11 protein-coding genes are annotated in these 16438 nt (G+C 66.8%); 6 read left to right on the forward strand and 5 right to left on the reverse strand.

The annotated features are described in order from the left end of the window. Positions 1-100: 100 nt before the first annotated feature. The 4 genes from nagE to ACW18A_RS09210 form a co-directional block, all read right to left on the reverse strand. Positions 101-1813: an N-acetylglucosamine-specific PTS transporter subunit IIBC gene (gene nagE / locus ACW18A_RS09195; protein ID WP_492021427.1), complete on the reverse strand. Its 1713-nt coding sequence runs from the start codon at positions 1811-1813 to the stop codon at positions 101-103. Further along, positions 1810-4344, reverse strand: coding sequence for a phosphoenolpyruvate--protein phosphotransferase (ptsP, locus tag ACW18A_RS09200; RefSeq protein WP_492021428.1), 2535 nt, complete (start codon positions 4342-4344; stop codon positions 1810-1812). Before ptsP ends, nagE begins: the two co-directional genes overlap by 4 nt. After that, positions 4344-6479 carry a family 20 glycosylhydrolase gene (locus tag ACW18A_RS09205; RefSeq protein WP_492021429.1) on the reverse strand — a complete coding sequence of 712 codons (2136 nt, stop codon included), beginning with the start codon at positions 6477-6479 and terminating at the stop codon, positions 4344-4346. Before ACW18A_RS09205 ends, ptsP begins: the two co-directional genes overlap by 1 nt. Positions 6480-6592: 113 nt before the next feature. Beyond that, positions 6593-9184, reverse strand: coding sequence for a TonB-dependent receptor (locus tag ACW18A_RS09210; protein ID WP_492021430.1), 2592 nt, complete (start codon positions 9182-9184; stop codon positions 6593-6595). A gap of 327 nt (positions 9185-9511) precedes the next feature. On the opposite strand from ACW18A_RS09210, the gene ACW18A_RS09215 reads away from it, so the two are divergent. Genes ACW18A_RS09215 through ACW18A_RS09230 form a run of 4 tightly spaced genes read left to right on the forward strand, consistent with a single transcriptional unit; the run spans position 9512 to position 13047 of the window. After that, entirely contained in the window at positions 9512-10255 is a 744-nt protein-coding gene (locus ACW18A_RS09215; RefSeq protein WP_492021431.1) for a GntR family transcriptional regulator, read from the forward strand. Continuing rightward, positions 10255-11286, forward strand: coding sequence for an SIS domain-containing protein (locus tag ACW18A_RS09220; protein WP_492021432.1), 1032 nt, complete (start codon positions 10255-10257; stop codon positions 11284-11286). The genes ACW18A_RS09215 and ACW18A_RS09220 overlap by 1 nt, the downstream gene beginning before the upstream one ends. Further along, positions 11283-12500: an N-acetylglucosamine-6-phosphate deacetylase gene (gene nagA / locus ACW18A_RS09225; RefSeq protein WP_492024374.1), complete on the forward strand. Its 1218-nt coding sequence runs from the start codon at positions 11283-11285 to the stop codon at positions 12498-12500. The genes ACW18A_RS09220 and nagA overlap by 4 nt, the downstream gene beginning before the upstream one ends. Positions 12501-12540: 40 nt before the next feature. Further along, positions 12541-13047 carry a thioredoxin family protein gene (locus tag ACW18A_RS09230; RefSeq protein ID WP_492021433.1) on the forward strand — a complete coding sequence of 169 codons (507 nt, stop codon included), beginning with the start codon at positions 12541-12543 and terminating at the stop codon, positions 13045-13047. 167 nt (positions 13048-13214) lie between these two features. Here ACW18A_RS09230 and ACW18A_RS09235 read toward each other — a convergent pair whose 3' ends face one another. Then, complete coding sequence (locus ACW18A_RS09235; RefSeq protein ID WP_492021434.1) at positions 13215-14468, reverse strand: NAD(P)/FAD-dependent oxidoreductase; 1254 nt, start codon at positions 14466-14468, stop codon at positions 13215-13217. Positions 14469-14537: 69 nt separating this feature from the next. Between ACW18A_RS09235 and ACW18A_RS09240 the strand changes: the two genes are divergently transcribed. After that, positions 14538-15434: a dihydrodipicolinate synthase family protein gene (locus ACW18A_RS09240; protein ID WP_492021435.1), complete on the forward strand. Its 897-nt coding sequence runs from the start codon at positions 14538-14540 to the stop codon at positions 15432-15434. Between the two features lie 2 nt (positions 15435-15436). Continuing rightward, positions 15437-16438 carry a 4-hydroxyproline epimerase gene (locus ACW18A_RS09245; RefSeq protein WP_492021436.1) on the forward strand — a complete coding sequence of 334 codons (1002 nt, stop codon included), beginning with the start codon at positions 15437-15439 and terminating at the stop codon, positions 16436-16438.

A 16438-nucleotide genomic window follows, 5' to 3' on the forward strand; every position in this document is an offset into this window, starting at 1 on the left:
GAAATATCGTCCCCGTCTGTGACTTTTGCCACAAATACCGGAGACCCTTTATCGTTCGCCTGACAGCATCTGCGCTGTTGCTGTCATCTGTAGATGGCCCTCAGGTTGGCCGTTGCTGTGGATGCCCCAGCGCCAGCGCCAGATCGTTTGCGTCGGGGCCGACAATCAGGTGAATGACGCCCGTTTCGACGAACGAAACACCGCGCAACCCCATCTCGCTGAGCGCGCGTCGATCAACACGATCGTCGTCGATCACAGTCACGCACAGTCGCGCCCCCCGCGCCGCGACGGATCGGACATTCCCGGCACCGCCCAGCGCGCCACAGACCCGGTCGTTAGAACCCGCTTGCGCAGGCTGCCCGGATGCCAGCCAGGTCCTCATATCATCAGCCACGCCGTCGGCGATCGGCCCCAGAATGACCTGCAGATCGGTGGGCGAAGGGAAATGCACACCCAGCGCGCCAAGCGCCTTCAGCGCCGCTTCGTCCACCCTCGCCCGGTCGCGGATCACGAGCCTCAAACGAGTCGTGCAAGCCGCCGTACTGACCAGGTTTGTCGCCCCGCCAACCGCCGCGACATAGGCCTCGGCACGGCCCGACGCGGTCGTCGGACGCAGGCCCGACACCGGGCTTGCCGTCTCAGCGACAGCCTCACGCCCCGGTGTCTTCAGGTTGAAAACCTGGATGAAGAAACGAAACAGCCCGTAGTAGATCGCGCCGTAGGCCAGACCCACCGGCAAGAGAATCCAGGGCCGGGTCGCCTGGCCGTAGTTGATCACATAGTCGAAAAGACCGGCCGAGAAGGTGAAGCCCAGGTGGGAGTCCAGCCGGCTCATCACGACCATGGCGACGCCTGTGAGCAGCGCGTGGATGGCGTAGAGTACGGGGGCCAGGAACATGAAGGTGAACTCGATCGGCTCGGTCACGCCCGTCAGGAAGGCGGTCAGGGCCAGCGAGGCCAGCATGCCGCCGACGGCCTTGCGCTGTTCGGGCAGCGCCGCGTGATACATGGCCAGACAGGCCGCAGGCAGGCCGAACATCATGACCGGGAAAAAGCCGCTCATGAAGGCACCCGCCGTCGGGTCGCCTGCGAAGAACCTGTTGAGGTCGCCTGACGCGCCCTGGAAGTCGCCGACGATGAACCAGGCGACGTTGTTCAGGATGTGATGCAGACCGGTGATGATGAGCAGCCTGTTGAGCAGGCCGTAGACGAACAGCCCGAGCTCGCCCGAGCCGACGATGGCGCGGCTGAACACATCGATACCGTGGTCCAGCGCTGTGAAGCTCAGCCCCACGGCCATGGCTACGGCCAGACCGGCCAGCCCGGCCGCGATCGGCACGAACCTGCGCCCGCCGAAGAAGGCGAGATAGTCCGGCAGCTTCAGGGTCGCGAACCGGTTGTAACAATCCCCCGCGATCAGGCCGGACAGGATCCCGATGGGCACCCCAAGGCGCGAGAGGGCCCTATCGCGAAACGCCGCCTCGGCCAGGCCTCGCGCGCTCTCGGCGACGTCGGCGAGGGCTTCCGGCGGAACCGCGATCAGGACCTTGGCACCTTCAGTGGCGATCAGGAAACAGATCACTCCGGCCAGGCCCGCCGCCCCGTTGTTGTCCCGGGCGAAGCCGACCGCGACGCCGATGGCGAACAGCAGGCCCAGGTTGGCGAACACCGCCTGGCCGGCGGCGGCGATGAAGGCGATGTCGAGCAGGTCGGGCTGCCCCAGACGCAGCAGCAAACCCGCCACCGGCAATACGGCGATCGGCAGCATCAGCGCCCGGCCGAGAGGCTGCAGGCTGGAAAGACCGATCTTCATGCCGGGGCTCCGATGAGGTCTCGGGGATGTTTCGCGCGGTCCAGCGCCTCTCGGGCCAGCGCCCTGACGGCATCGGGGCTGTCCAGCGTCAGCGCCCGCGCCGCCAGCGTCCGGCACTCCGCCAGGGTAAAGCCACGCACCACCGCCTTGATCTCGGGGATCAACGCTGGCGACACTGAGAGCTCGGTGACGCCGAGGCCGACGAGGATCGGAGCGGCCAGACGATCCGACGCCAGGGCACCGCAGACGCCGATCCACCTCAGGGTCTCCCCGCCCGCCGCCGCCGTCGCGATCAGCCGCAGCACCGCCGGATGCAGCCCGTCGAGCTGCTGCGCCAGATGCGGATTCTGTCGGTCCATGGCCAATGCATACTGGGTCAGGTCGTTGGTACCGACCGAAACGAAATCGACCACCCCGGCCAGCAGGTCGGTGGTCACGGCGGCGGCTGGCGTCTCAATCATGACGCCCAGCAGGGGGGCCGGGGCCCCGGTGTCAGCGACGGCGCGATCCAGCAGGCCTCGCACCTGACGCACCTCTGCGACCGAGGCGATCATGGGCAGCATGATCGCGACCGGCCCCTTGGACGTCACGCGACAGACGGCGCGCAACTGGGTCAGCAGCAGCTCGGGATTCAGCAGTCCCGACCGCACGCCGCGCAGGCCCAGCGCCGGATTGTCCTCGTGCACCGAGGGCATGAAGGGCATGGGCTTGTCGCCGCCGGCGTCGAGCGTGCGCACGATCAGTGGACGTCCGTCGAGCGCATCGGCGATCGCCTGGTACTGCACCAGTTGCTCGTCCTCCGATGGGGCCGTGTCCCGCTCCAGGAACAGGAACTCGGTGCGAAGAAGGCCGCATCCTTCAGCGCCCTGGGCGACGGCCGGCCCGGCTTCGGCGGCGGTGCCGAGATTGGCGAACACCTCGATCCGGGTCCCGTCCGCGGTGAAGCACGGTTCGGCCGCGGTCGCCCTGGCATCGTCGCGGCGACGGCGGTCGGCGGCGGCGCGGCTTTCCGAAGCGGCCTGGGTCGCGGCGGATGGCGAGGCGATCAACCTCCCCCCGTCAGCGTCCAGGACCACCAGCATCCCGTCATCCACCCGGTCCAGTCCCTCCCCGACCGCGACCAGGGTCGGTATGCCCATGGCGGCGGCCAGGATGGCGACGTGAGACGTCGGTCCGCCCCGCCCCGTGCAGATTCCGGACAGTCGGGTCCCGTCCAGGGCGAGCAGCTGTGATGGCAACAGATCGTCGGCCAGAAGGATTTCGCCCTGCCCCAGGCTCAACGGCACGGTCGGGACGCCGGTCAGTTGCGTCAGGACCTGGCGCTCTATGTCCAGCAGGTCATCGGCGCGCTCCGCCATACGCGGATCACCGAGCGACCTCAGCAGGTCGGCTGATGCGCGACAGGCCGTGCGCCAGGCCAGGGCTGCGCTCCGGCCCGCCGAAACTTCGGCCTGGGCCGCAGTGAGGAGTTCCGGATCAGACAGGAATGCGGATTGTGCCGCCAGAATACTGCGGCGCTCGAGCGTGGTGGCCTGGCCGGCGGTGTCCAGCCTGGCTCGGACTGCGGCCAGCGCCGTGTTCAGCAAGACAGTTTCGTCAGCGGCGTCTCCGCCGTGCTCGACGATCTCGATCTCGGCGATCCGCAGGTGAACGGCCCTGCCGATCGCCAGGCCGGGCGCGGCGCTGACCCCGGTAAACACCAGTTCGCCGTCGGCGGCCTGTCGCGGCCCGGACGACCGGGCAGCCGGGGTCGGGACGACCAGAGACCCGGCGTGCGCCGCCTCCCCCATTCCACCGGACACCAGATCGACCACGGCTTGGGCGGCCCCTGCGGCATCCCCCCCGCGCGCCGAGACGATCAGGGTGTCACCGGGTTTCAGGCCCAGAGCCATCATGGCGACCGGGCTCGCGGCGTTCGCGCTGCGGTTGGCGACACCCAGGGTCACCTCTGCGGCGAACGTGGCGACGAGGGCGGCCACACGCGCGGCCGGTCTCGCATGAAGTCCATGCGGCAGGGGCGAGATCAGGCTCTGTTCGACGACGGGACCGGATGCGAGCGCTCTCGAGGCGACGCCGGGCGAAGCGACCCGAAGGACCTGCTCGCCGACCTTGACCATACGGCCGGTCACCGGATCGGACAGGCTCCAGCCGCTGCTAGTCACGACGATGGGGGTAATCAGGCTCTTCGAACCCAGGGCGACCGTCTGCATGTCGAACGACAGCAGCCGATCGCCGGCCTTGACCCTCTGTCCCTCGGAGACGTGAGCCGTAAAACCCTGACCCGCCAGCGCGATTGTCTCCAGGCCGACGTGGATCAGGACCTCCAGCCCCTCGTCGGACCTGACGCTGACCGCGTGGCGAGACGCCGGCAGGACGGCGACCACGCCGTCGAAGGGCGCGTGCACCTCGCCCTCGGTCGGTTCTATGGCCAGGCCGCCACCGAGCATGGCTTCGGAGAAGACGACGTCCGGCACCTCGCTCAGCGGCGCCGCCCAGCCGGTTAGAGGGGCGAGGATCACGAAGTCCGGCATCAGTTCGCGCCTTCCGGGGACAGCCGGACCCAGTCCACGCCCCACAGGGGGTCGATGCCGTTCCGGGTGAAGGTGAGGCACAGGTCATGGCGACCCGGCACGGCCGGGAGGGCACCCTTGACGATCGTGACGCCGTCGGATCGCGCGGCCTCCGTCAAAGGGATGACCAGGGCCGGAACGCCTGTGCATCCGTCAACGCGCACCTCCAGTTCGCCCGCCGACGTGGCGGCCGGATGGACGACGACCTTGGCCTTGTCGGCACCGATCTGGAAGTTGAACGGAACCTGGCCCACGGCAGCTTCGAACGCGACGCCCCGGGTCAGGTCGGCCTGCTGATAGGTCCAGCAGGGGTTCATGATGTCCATGGTGAAGGCCGCCCGCTCGCCCTCGATCGGGGCATCGTCGATCAGGGCGATGGCGATGGCGCTGCTGCACAGGGTCATCTGGTGATCATAACGGCGCTCGCCGTCGGGCGGCAGCGGGGCGGCAACGGCATCCAGGGCGCTGTCGGCATAGCGGATCCCCAACGCCCGGTACCGCGCCAGTTGCGGCTGCAGACGCTGCCAGAAGTCCGAGAATTCGGTCCGCTCCGGCGCAGACCAGGCCAGCTCCGCGAGGGCTGCGATCCGGGGATAGGCCATGTATTCGACCCGCGCTTCCGTCACCATGTGTTCGGTGAAAATGTTGGCCTGGACGCCCAGCAGGTGTCTGGACTGCTCCGGCGTCATGCCCGCCTGCGGATCAAAGTCGTAAAGTCCTTCCAGGGTGGACAGGACCACACGGCCGGGTGCCCCGTCATTCGGGCTCTGGCGATAGTCGAAATAAAAGGTCGGCCCGGGGGTCAGCACAGTGTCGTGGCCCAGCCGCGCCGCCTCGATGGCGCCGGTGACACCCCGCCAGGACATGACGGCCGCGTCGCCCGGCAGCCCGCCCTCGAGAATCTCGTCCCAGCCGATCAGACGACGGCCGTGGGCGGTCAGATGGTCCTCCATCTGCTTCATGAACCAGGCCTGCATCTGCATCTCGTCGCTCAGGCCCAGCGCGCGCATGTGCGCCTGCACGGACGGCGAGTTCTCCCACTGCTCCTTGGCCGCTTCGTCGCCGCCGAGATGGATGTACTCGCCCGGGAACAGAGCCATGACCTCGTCCAGCACCGAGGTCAGGAAGGCGATGGTCTCCGGCCTGGTGTTGAACAGGTTATGATAGACGCCCCAGTCTGAGGGCACGGCCGTCACGGCGCTCTCGGGCGCGTCCTGTACCCCGAGTTCCGGATAGGCCGCGACCGCGGCGCTGGCGTGCCCCGGTACGTCGATCTCGGGCACGACGGTGATACCCAGCGAGGCTGCATGGGCGACGATCTCACGCACCTGGGCCTGGGTGTAGAAGCCGCCGTAGAGACGGGGCTGTCCCGTCGCCGGATCGATGTCCTTCAGCGGCGCGGCTCCCGCCGGCACCCGCCAGGCTCCGACCCCGGTCAGGCGCGGATGAGCGCGGATCTCGAGACGCCAGGCCTGGTCGTCGGTCAGATGCCAGTGGAACATGTTGAGCTTGTGCAGGGCCATCCAGTCGATGAAACCCTTGATGAACTCGGGCGACTGATAGTGCCGCGCGGAATCCAGCATGACACCGCGCCAGGCGAACCGCGGCTGATCGGCGATGGACACAGCCGCGATCGGCGCGGGCCCTTCCGACGTCTGGGTCGCCAGCTGCCAGAGGCTGACGGCACCATACAGAAGGCCGGCGTCGTCGGACGCGGCGATGCGGGCACCTCCCGGGGTGACCTCAAGCGTGTAGGATTCAGGGGCCGCGCCCGTCGAGCGCGACAGAACCACCTCCCCTGCCCCGCCTTCGCTCACCACAAGGGCCAGGCCGCGCGTTCGCTGCATGAGTTCGACGAATTGGGAGGCGACGCGATGGGCGGCGGCGTCACCGGCGGGCACGGCGATGCGCGCCCCGCTGTTCAGGATGAACTGACCCTGGCCGGGCTCGACGACCAGAGGCTGAGGGATGACAGCGGCGACCGGCGCTGTGACGGTGTGTCCCGGTATCGGGCGGAACTGGTCTGCATCCGGATCGCTCGCACACGCGGCGAGGGCAAGGGCGGCGGCCATCGGGACAAACATCGACTTCAACATCTTGCGCTTTCAATCCGGCGAGCCGCGCGGCCCGGACGGAGCCTAGCGCTCGGCGCGTCGCGAGAAAAAGGAGCGGGACGGCGAACCGTCCCGCTCCAGGTTACGCTGGGAAGTCAGTAGCGGTAGCGAACACCGGCGAAGAGCGCGCGTCCATTGTCATAGACGGCCCGCGGGCGGATCCGATCGCCCGCGAACTGGGTGATCTCCTCGTCCAGCAGGTTCTGACCTTCGAAGGTCAGGGCGATCTGAGGCGTCACGTTCCAGGCGAACGAGCCGTCGAGCGATCCCATCTCGTCCTGGTTCAGCTGGGTCGAACGGTCGAAGGTGACGAAGAACTCCGAACGATAGTTGTAGGCCAGCCGCGCCGAGATCAGGTCGTTCTCGAAATAGACCGCTGCGTTGTAAGAATGCTCCGAGTTGCCGGGCAGCGGATCGCCGCTTTCGGTCTCGACATCCGAATAGGTGTAGTTGGCCTGGATGCCGAAGCCGTTCCAGAGCGGCTTCTGCACCGCCAGCTCGAGGCCCTGCAGTCGCGCCCCGCCGCCATTGGAACGGCGATTGATCACGAACTCGCAGTTGAACAGGACGGCGCTGGCCGGACTGACCCGGGTGCAAAGCGACGTGTTCGGCGTCGATGTCTCGATGTTGAACCGCTCGCGTGTCGGCGCGTCCGTGATGAAGCTTTCGATGTCCTTGTAGTAGTAGGCCGCCGAGAAGATGGCTCCGTCTTCCGGATAGTATTCGACCGACAGATCGTACTGGTTGGCCCGGTAAGGGTCGATGTTCGGATTGCCGCCAACGCCGGTCAGGGAGCCGGGGTTAAGCGAGGTCCGCGGCGCCACATCCGTGAAGTCCGGCCGCGCTATGGTCCGGGCCGCAGCGAAGCGCAGCACCAGATCGTCGGTCAGGTCGAACATGAAGTTCGCGCTCGGCAGGACGTCAGTATAGCTGCGGTCGGCCGAGACCGGGGTGAACGTCCCGAAGGCATTCGAGACATTCCGCGGCGAGGCCACCACGGCGGTGCTGAAGCCGGTCGAGTTCTGATCGGTGTCGACGATGCGAACGCCGACATTACCGCGCCAGCCTTCGCCCTCAAAGCGCCCCATGACGTATCCGCCAAAGGCCTTCTCGTTGACCGAGAAGAGTTCAGGATAGTTGGACACGCGCTGGCGTACCGATGCGGGCAGGCCGTAGAGGATGTTCTGAACCGCCTCGCGGTTGACCTGCCAGTAACGGGTCAGGGTTCCGGACTGGGCGACATCCTCGAGGAAGTCGCCGGGCGTCAGATTACCGGCGAAGTTGGTCGGGCCGCACGCGCGGCCGCCGCATCCCGTGGCGAGCAGCGGCAGGAAAAAGCCGCCGTAGGTCGTGGCCTGGAAGTCGGTCTCACGTTCGTGGTCGGTATATTTCAGTCCTACCTTGACCGACTTCAGGGCGCCCAGATCCAGCGCATACTCGCCGTTGACGTAGGCATAGGTCTCGCTGTCGTCGTTGGTCACCTCGTGCAGTGAGGCGAAGTCAAACACCATGTCACGGGGGTTGGTGGGATTGTGATTCAGGAACTGGACCTGAGGCGTTCCACCCCGGAGGTCGTAACGGAAGGCGGCCGGCGCGCCGAACTCGACGAACGGCTGATTGGTGGTGTCGCCGCTGGCCTGCGTATAGCCGATCTTGAAGTCGAGGGTCAGGCGGTCGTTCGGTGTGAACGTGCCGTCCAGGGCGATGTTGCTGGTGGTGGCCTCGGCGTCGCGATCGATCGCATCAAACACCACGCCGCGGCCGCCGGGGGTGGAGGTGATGGTTCCGGCCACGGCCGTTCCATTGACCACCGTAGTGCCCGTCAGGGTCCCGCCGCCGCCGATGGCGTTGGAGCCCCAGGCCAGGAAGTTCTGGTTGAAGTTGTCGGCACCGAAGCGGGAATAGAGACCCGTTAGCGTCAGGTCGATCGTGTCGTTCGGCCGCCATTGAGCGGCGAAGTTCGCGCCCTGGCGGACCCGTTCCTGTTCGAACAGGGCGGAACCGATCAACGACGGCGTCAGGAGCTCGGCAGGACCGGGATCGCTGTCGAAATAGCCCAGCACCTCGACGGCGTCGCGACGGATGTTGCGCTTCTGATAGATGCCCGCGACCAGCACGCCGAAGGTGCGGTCCTCGTTGCGCCAGCTGACCAGGGCAGATCCGTTGGGGTCGATGTCGCCGGCGTTCTCGTTATACGCGCCCTGGATTGAACCGAAGGCCTCGAACGTCTGCAGGTCGAGCGGCCGGCGTGTGCGGGTGTCGATCGTGCCGCCGATGCCCCCTTCCTCAATGTCAGCCATCGGGCTCTTGTAGACCAGCGACTGGCCGATGATTTCCGAAGGCAGCATCAGGAAATTGAAGCTGCGGGTCGCCGACAGCTGTTCGAGGATGAACCAGTCGGCCGTGGCCAGGCCGTGACCGTCGATCAGGGTGCGGGTCAGGTTCGGCGAGGTGCCACGAAGGGAGACGCGCTCGCCCTCTCCGAACTCGCGGTTGATGACGACGCCCGGGATACGCTGCAGAGCCTCGGCGACGTTCTTGTCGGGAAACCTGCCCACGTCCTCTGCAGTGATGACGTCGACGATGGCGTCCGCGTTCCGCTTGGTGTCGATGGATTCCTCGATCGAGGCGCGGATCCCGGTGACGATGACCTCGTCGATCTCCGTCGCGTCCGAATCCTGAGCCATCGCCGATCCCGCACTCAGCGCAAGCGCGCTGACCGTGCCGATCATCAGTGTCCGACAGTACCGCATCTCCAACCCTCCATGCGCCGGACCGGTCCCCACCGGTTACTCCGACAATGCCAATAGAAGACCATTCAAACGATCTTCCAATCCGGACAATCCCCGCAAACTGGCGATTGAGAGTGCACACTGTCATCGAATATTCACCGCTGGCAAGCCCAAATCGACACATTGGGCTTATCCTTTTTTAATATTGGTTCTTGATTGGTAAGGTCAGATAGGTTGTGATGTTGCTGGCGATGGGCGAAGCATGTCCGTCACGAGGACAGCATGGCTTTTTCAGAACTGATCGGAACGCTCGACCCGACACGGCCCGCTCCGCTGTACCAGCAGCTTCAGCAGGCGGTGCGCGCAGCTATCCAGCAAAAGACGCTGAAGGCCGATGAGGCCCTGCCCGCCGAGCGCGACCTGGCGGAAGCGCTCTCGGTCTCCCGCATCACGGTTCGCAAGGCCTTCGACGGCCTCGTCGCCGAGGGGCTGCTGTCCCGCCGCCAAGGGGCCGGCACCTTCGTCGCCGCCCGGGTCGAGAAGAGTTTCTCGAAACTGACGTCATTCTCCGAAGACATGGCGGCGCGCGGGCGCAAGGCGACCAGTTCCTGGCTCGGCAAGAGCCAGGGGACCGTGACGCCTGAAGAATCGCTCACCCTGGGACTCAGCCCAGGAACCGCCGTCTATCGCTTTCAGCGGATTCGCTACGCCGACAGCATGCCGATGGCGCTCGAATACTCGACGGTGCCGGCGTCCTGCCTGCCATCGCTGGAGGCGGTGGAGGCGTCGCTCTATCAGGCTCTCGACGCCAACGGTCAGAGACCGACCCGGGCGCTGCAGCGGCTGCGCGCCGTCCTGTTCACCTCTGAGCAAGCGGACCTTCTGGGCGTCGCTGCCGCTGCGGCGGGCCTGCTGATCGAACGTCGGGCCTTCGCACCGAGCGGCCAGGCAGTCGAAGTGACCCAATCCTTCTATCGGGGCGACGCCTATGATTTTGTCGCCGAACTGAACGACGGTCCCACGTGATGACTGGCGAGACCACCCAGATGTTCCGCGAAGCGGCGGACGCCGGTCGCGTGGTAGCCGAACAGCTCAGGCTGAACCGACCGATCGCGCAGGCCCTCGGCGAACGGCTGAGGGCGATGAGCCCAACCGCCGTCGTGACCTGCGGTCGCGGCAGTTCGGATCACGCCGCCCTCTATGGCCGCTATCTGATCGAGACCGGAACCGGCCTTCTGGTTTCGTCGGCTGCACCTTCGATCGCCTCGGTCTATGAGGTGACCCCCAGGCTCCAGGGCGCGCTCTGCATCGCCATCTCCCAATCGGGCAGGAGCCCGGACCTTCTGGCCTCGGTTGGTGCGGCGAAATCTGGCGGTGCCTTTGTCATCGCCCTGGTCAATGTCGAGGATTCGCCGCTGGCCCGGATCGCAGACGCGGTCCTGCCGCTCCGCGCCGGTCCCGAGACCTCGGTGGCCGCGACCAAATCCTTCATCGCCAGCCTGTCGGCCCTGGCTCAGTTGACCGGCTACTGGCTGCAGGACGACGACCTGCTCCAGGCGCTGGACGCCCTTCCCGAACAACTGGACGCCGCCTGGGCCCTGGACTGGACGGCGGCTGCGCCCATTCTGATCGAGGCGAACGATCTCTATGTCGTCGGGCGCGGTCCCGGCTATGGCGTCGCGTGCGAGGCCGCGCTGAAGTTCAAGGAAACCTGCGGCCTGCACGCCGAAGCTTTCAGCGCCGCTGAGGTGCGTCACGGCCCGATGGCCCTGGTCAAATCCGGATTCCCGGTCCTGGTCTTGCCCCAGGGCGACGAGACCGAAGCGGACACCGTGGGTCTGGCCGCCGAGTTCGCCGGGCGGGACGCCCGGGTAATGATGGCGGGCGTCGGAGGCGACCCCCGCATCATCGACCTGCCCGTCCTGACGGCGCATGCCGCCATGCAGCCCATTCTCATGATCGAGAGCTTCTACAGGCTGGCGGCCACGGTCTCGGTGGCGCGCGGCTACGATCCCGACCGTCCGCCTTACCTCAACAAGGTCACCGAGACCGTCTGATGATCACCTTCCATAACGGGCGCATACTTCTGGACGGCGTCCTGACCGAAGGCGCCGCGGTCACGATTGAGGGCGACCGTATCAGCCGAATCGATCGGGAAGGATCGTCGCCGGGCGGCGAAACAATCGACCTCAACGGTTGTATGCTGGTTCCGGGTTTCATCGACACTCAGGTCAACGGCGGCGGCGGAGTGTTGTTTAACGAATGTCCGACGGTGGACTGCATCGCTGCGATCGGCGAGGCGCACCGGACCTATGGAACCACGGGCTTTCTGCCGACACTGATCAGCGACGACCTGTCGGTAATCGACACGGCGATCGCAGCGGTGCAGGAGGCGATCGACCAAGGGGTCCCGGGCGTACTCGGTATCCACATCGAGGGGCCCTATCTCAACGAGAGCCGTAAGGGCGTCCACGACGCCTCCAAGTTCCGAACCCTGGACGGCGAGGCGATCGCCCGGCTGACCCGTCTGAAGACCGGCCGAACGCTGGTCACCCTCGCGCCGGAGATGACGACCCCGGACATGATCCGCCGGCTGGTCGGGGGCGGTGCCGTCGTCGCCGCAGGTCACACCGATGCGACCTATGCCGAGACCCGGGCGGGGATGGAGGCCGGAATGACAGGCTTCACCCACCTGTTCAACGCCATGTCGCCACTGAGCCATCGCGCGCCTGGCGCGGTCGGCTTCGCCCTCGAGGATATCCACGCCTGGTGCGGCCTGATCGTGGACGGGCACCATGTCGACCCGGTGGTCTTGAAACTCGCCTTGCGCTGCAGGCCACTGAACCGGTTCATGCTGGTCACGGACTCTATGCCGAGCGTCGGCTCCGGCGAGGATCATTTCATCCTGCAGGGACGCCGGATTGAAGTCAGGAACGGTGCCTGCCTGGCCCCGGACGGCACTCTGGCCGGATCCGACCTGAACATGGCCGCAGCGGTGAGAAACGCCCGGGACATGCTCGGTCTTCGGCTTGAGGACGCCCTCTCCATGGCGTCGACCTGGCCTGCGGCCTTCATGGAGCTCACCAGCACCGGAGTGATCGAGAAGGACAAGAGCGCGGATCTCCTGATCGTAGACGACGATCTCGATGTGATCTCGTCGTGGATCCGCGGCCAACCTCGCGCGCGAGCGAGGGCCCCGAGACGCGGACCCAGCTTGACCCATCCTCGAATTCGTGGCGAAGCGGGGCTTCGGCAGGGCGACATCGTGTGACTGATCACCGCTGGCCGCGCCGTCCACAGGAGATTGCCCAGTGAAACGAGTTACGTTGATCGTCTCGGCGGCGTTGGCCTTGGCGGCTTGCGCGTCCGCGCCGGCGCCGGCGCCTGCGACAGCCCATAAGCCGGAAGCCCGCTCCTATCTGGTGAGCGAGAACGCGTCAGCCGACGTGGACGCTGCGTTGGCGCGGGCGAGGCAGTCGGGCAAACGGGTCCTGTTGGTGATGGGAGCCAACTGGTGCAGCGACAGCCGCGCCCTCGCCGGTTGGCTGGCTACCGATCGCTTCGCCGAACTGATCGAACGCAAGTACGAACTGGTCTTCGTGAACATCGGCATGCCAAGAAGCGGTGACGGACATAATCTGGGCATCGCCTCCCGGTTCGGCATTCAGGAGTTGCCGGGTCTGCCGAATGTGCTGGTGCTTACAGGTGACGGAGTTCTGGTGAACCCAACGACGGCGACCAGTTGGCGGAACGCCGAGAGTCGTACGGGCGACGCAATCTACGATGAGTTGGCGGCCCTTGCCGATCTGCGAGTCTGAACCGGCAAGACCCGTTGACCTGGCGACAGTTGCTGACAGCGGTGAGTGAGCTGGCGCGGCAGCGAGAACTGGCCGACACGCTTGAGGCAGCGCCGACACGTTAAGTCGGCCCAGTCGAAAACGCCCCTCCCCTTACCGCTTCAGGCAGCCAGCGTCGCCGGGGCCCGTCAGCGCGCACTCGGGCCAAACCGTTCGATCCGGAACGGCGACAGGTCAATCGCCGGGTCGGAACCCTCCGCCAGGGACGCCGTCAGTTCAGCGGTGATCGCCGACAGGGTCAGGCCGAGGTGCTGGTGGCCAAAGGCGTATAGAATGCGCGGATCACGCTCCAGCCGACCGATGGCGGGCAGATAGTCGGGCAGGGTCGGCCGCGGGCCGACCCACCGGTCCGGTTTGGCCGAGAACGGGATTCCGAGATCGGCCAGCCGCCGCTCGAGCACCTGCCATTTGCGCGGATCGCCAGGCGCGTCAGGCGACCCGAACTCGATGAAGCTGGAAGCGCGCAAGCCGCTGGTGAAACGCGACACCACCATGGCATGGTCCTCAAAGACCGTCGGCGGCAGGGAGTCGTCCCAGCCGTGTTCGGCGCTCTGCACCGAATAGCCTCGCTCTCCGATCATCGGGGCCGCTGTGCCGAGTCCACGCATCAGTTGCGCCGCCCACGCCCCGGCAGCGATCAGCGCGCCCTCGGCCTCATACGAGCCGCCGCCATCGAGATGGGCGACCACGCGGTCGCTGCGGGACAGTTGGGTCACCTTGGCATCGACCACCTCCCCTCCGTGCGTTCTGAAGGCGGCCAGCAGGGCGTCACGCGCGGCCTGTGGTTCGCTGACCTGGGCCGTGCCTGAAAACCGTATCCCGGCGACAGGCGCGCGCGCCATGACCGCCGCATAGGGTGCAAGGTCGGCCGACCCCATCGGACGGAAGGTGGCACTGCCGGTCGGTGTCCGCTCCCAGGTTCGAAGGCCCTGTTCCGCTGCCCGCTCCGAGGTCCAGACCACGGCGTGGCCGTCAGGTCCGACGACGCCGGGCGCACCGGAAAACTCCGCCAGCCGGCGCCAGGCCGGAAGGGCATGGGCGAGAATCGCCGTCAGGGCCGCCTGCCCACGCGCATGTCGGGTGGGACTTGAGGCCGCGATAAACTTCAGCACCCAGGGGGCCCAAAGGCCGGCGTCACGCCAGCGGAAATCCAGCGGCCCGCCCAGACCGGAAAGACGGCCGGGAAAGGTGCGCAGGTTCTCAAGGGACGCGAGGGGTGACACCTGCTCGGCGGCGATATGGCCGATGTTGCCGAACGAGGCGGCGCGACGCGGATCGCCCGGATCGATGAGCGTGACGGCGAAGCCAGCCGACTGCAGACGCAGCGCCGAGGCGACCCCGATCAGACCACCGCCGATGACGAGATAGGACTTGGGTTGCATAGGACTCCCGTTGCCTCGACCTCAGGATCGTATACGATATGGACGTTAGCTAATGGAAGAGAGGACCTGATGTCGATTTCCTGGAAGGGCGTGATCCCCGCCGCCACTACGCAGTTCACAGCCGATTTCTCGATCGACTTCGACTCCACCGCTACGGTCCAGGATGGGCTGATCCGCGACGGCGTGCACGGCCTGATCGTCATGGGGACGGTGGGCGAGAACAACTCTCTCGACGCCGACGAGAAGCGCGCCATGCTGGCCGCGACGGTCAAGACCGTGGCCGGACGCGTGCCGGTCATCGCCGGGGTGGCCGAGCTGGACACCCGCCGCGCGGCGGCCTTCGCCCGTGACGCCGAGGCCATCGGTGCCGACGGCCTGATGGTGCTGCCGGCCATGGTCTATGTGCCGACCCAGGCCGAGCTGGCCGCCCATTTCCGCACCGTGGCCGAAGCGACCGGCCTGCCGATCATGCTCTACAACAATCCGCCGGCCTATCGGGTCAGCATCGGCTTCGAGGCCCTGCACGCCCTGTCGGACTTGCCCAACGTCGTCGCCCTCAAGGAAAGCGCGCCCGACACCCGCCGCTTCACTGACCTCGTGAACGAGTTCGGTGACCGCTATGTCCTGTTCGCAGGTCTGGATGATGTGGCGCTGGAAGGCCTGATGCTGGGTGCCCGGGGCTGGGTCTCGGGCCTGACCAACGCCTTCCCGAAAGAGTCTCTGGCCCTGTGGGACGCCTTCCAGCGTGGCGACATGGACACGGCCCTGGCCATCTACCGCTGGTTCATGCCGCTGCTGCATCTCGACGCCGACCACGACCTCGTCCAGTCGATCAAGCTGGCCGAGCAGATCATGGGTCGGGGCCACGAACGCGTCCGCCCGCCACGTCACCCGCTGGTCGGTGCCCGCCGGGCCGAGGTGATCGCCATGGTCGAGGCGGCGGCGGCCACGCGGCCGGTGCTGTAACCATGGCGCGCCACGTCTTCCGTTGCATCGACGGCCACACCGCCGGCAATCCCGTGCGGCTGGTGATCGAGGGCGCGCCCGCCTTGACCGGCAACAGTATGAGCGCCCGGCGTCAGGACTTCATGGCGCGCTATGACTGGATCCGGACGGGCCTGTGTTTCGAGCCGCGCGGCCACGACATGATGAGCGGCGGCTTCCTCTATCCGCCGACCACGCCGGAGGCGGATGTCGGCATCCTGTTCATCGAGACCAGTGGCTGCCTGCCGATGTGCGGCCATGGGACCATCGGCATCGTCACCTTCGCGCTGGAGCACGGCCTGATCACCCCGCGCACGCCGGGCAAGGTCATCGCCGAGGTTCCGGCCGGGGTGATCGAGCTGGACTATGTGCAGGATGGCGCACGGGTCCGGTCCGTCCGCATCCGCAACGTCGCCTCCTGGCTGGACCGGCAGGGCATCGAGATCGAGGTTCCGGACTTCGGCCCCCTGACGATCGACGTCGCCTATGGCGGCAATTTCTACGCCATCATCGAACCCCAGGGGGCCTACACGGGGCTGGATAATCTGGGGGCCGCCCGGATCCTGCAGCTGTCGCCGGTCATCCGGACCTTGCTGCGCGAGACCTTCACCCCCGTCCATCCGTTGGACCCGACCATCCGCGGCGTCTCCCATCTGCTGTGGGCCGACCAGCCGAAGGGCGAGGGCGCGGACGGGCGCAACGCCGTCTTCTATGGCGACATGGCCATCGACCGGAGCCCCTGCGGGACCGGCACCTCGTCGCGGCTGGCCCACCTGCACGCAACGGGCCGCCTGCCGGTCGGCCAGGCCTTCGTCCACGAAAGCTATATCGGCAGCCGGTTCACCGGCCGGGTAGAGGCTGAGACCACGATCGGCGGACGGCCCGGCATCATCCCCTCGGTCGAGGGTTCGGCCATCGCCACGGGTCTGAACGAGATCTGGATCGACGACGAGGACGTCTTCGCCCACGGCTTCCAGGTGGTGTGA

The organism is Brevundimonas sp. AVps5, assembly GCF_058681515.1.

Bases quoted from the DNA above. Each gene is read 5' to 3' on its own strand.
- nagE (WP_492021427.1), bottom strand. From the start codon at position 1,813: ATGAAGATCGGTCTTTCCAGCCTGCAGCCTCTCGGCCGGGCGCTGATG.
- ptsP (WP_492021428.1), bottom strand. From the start codon at position 4,344: ATGCCGGACTTCGTGATCCTCGCCCCTCTAACCGGCTGGGCGGCGCCG.
- ACW18A_RS09205 (WP_492021429.1), bottom strand. From the start codon at position 6,479: ATGTTGAAGTCGATGTTTGTCCCGATGGCCGCCGCCCTTGCCCTCGCC.
- ACW18A_RS09210 (WP_492021430.1), bottom strand. From the start codon at position 9,184: ATGGCTCAGGATTCGGACGCGACGGAGATCGACGAGGTCATCGTCACC.
- ACW18A_RS09215 (WP_492021431.1), top strand. From the start codon at position 9,512: ATGGCTTTTTCAGAACTGATCGGAACGCTCGACCCGACACGGCCCGCT.
- ACW18A_RS09220 (WP_492021432.1), top strand. From the start codon at position 10,255: ATGACTGGCGAGACCACCCAGATGTTCCGCGAAGCGGCGGACGCCGGT.
- ACW18A_RS09235 (WP_492021434.1), bottom strand. From the start codon at position 14,468: ATGCAACCCAAGTCCTATCTCGTCATCGGCGGTGGTCTGATCGGGGTC.
- ACW18A_RS09240 (WP_492021435.1), top strand. From the start codon at position 14,538: ATGTCGATTTCCTGGAAGGGCGTGATCCCCGCCGCCACTACGCAGTTC.
- ACW18A_RS09245 (WP_492021436.1), top strand. From the start codon at position 15,437: ATGGCGCGCCACGTCTTCCGTTGCATCGACGGCCACACCGCCGGCAAT.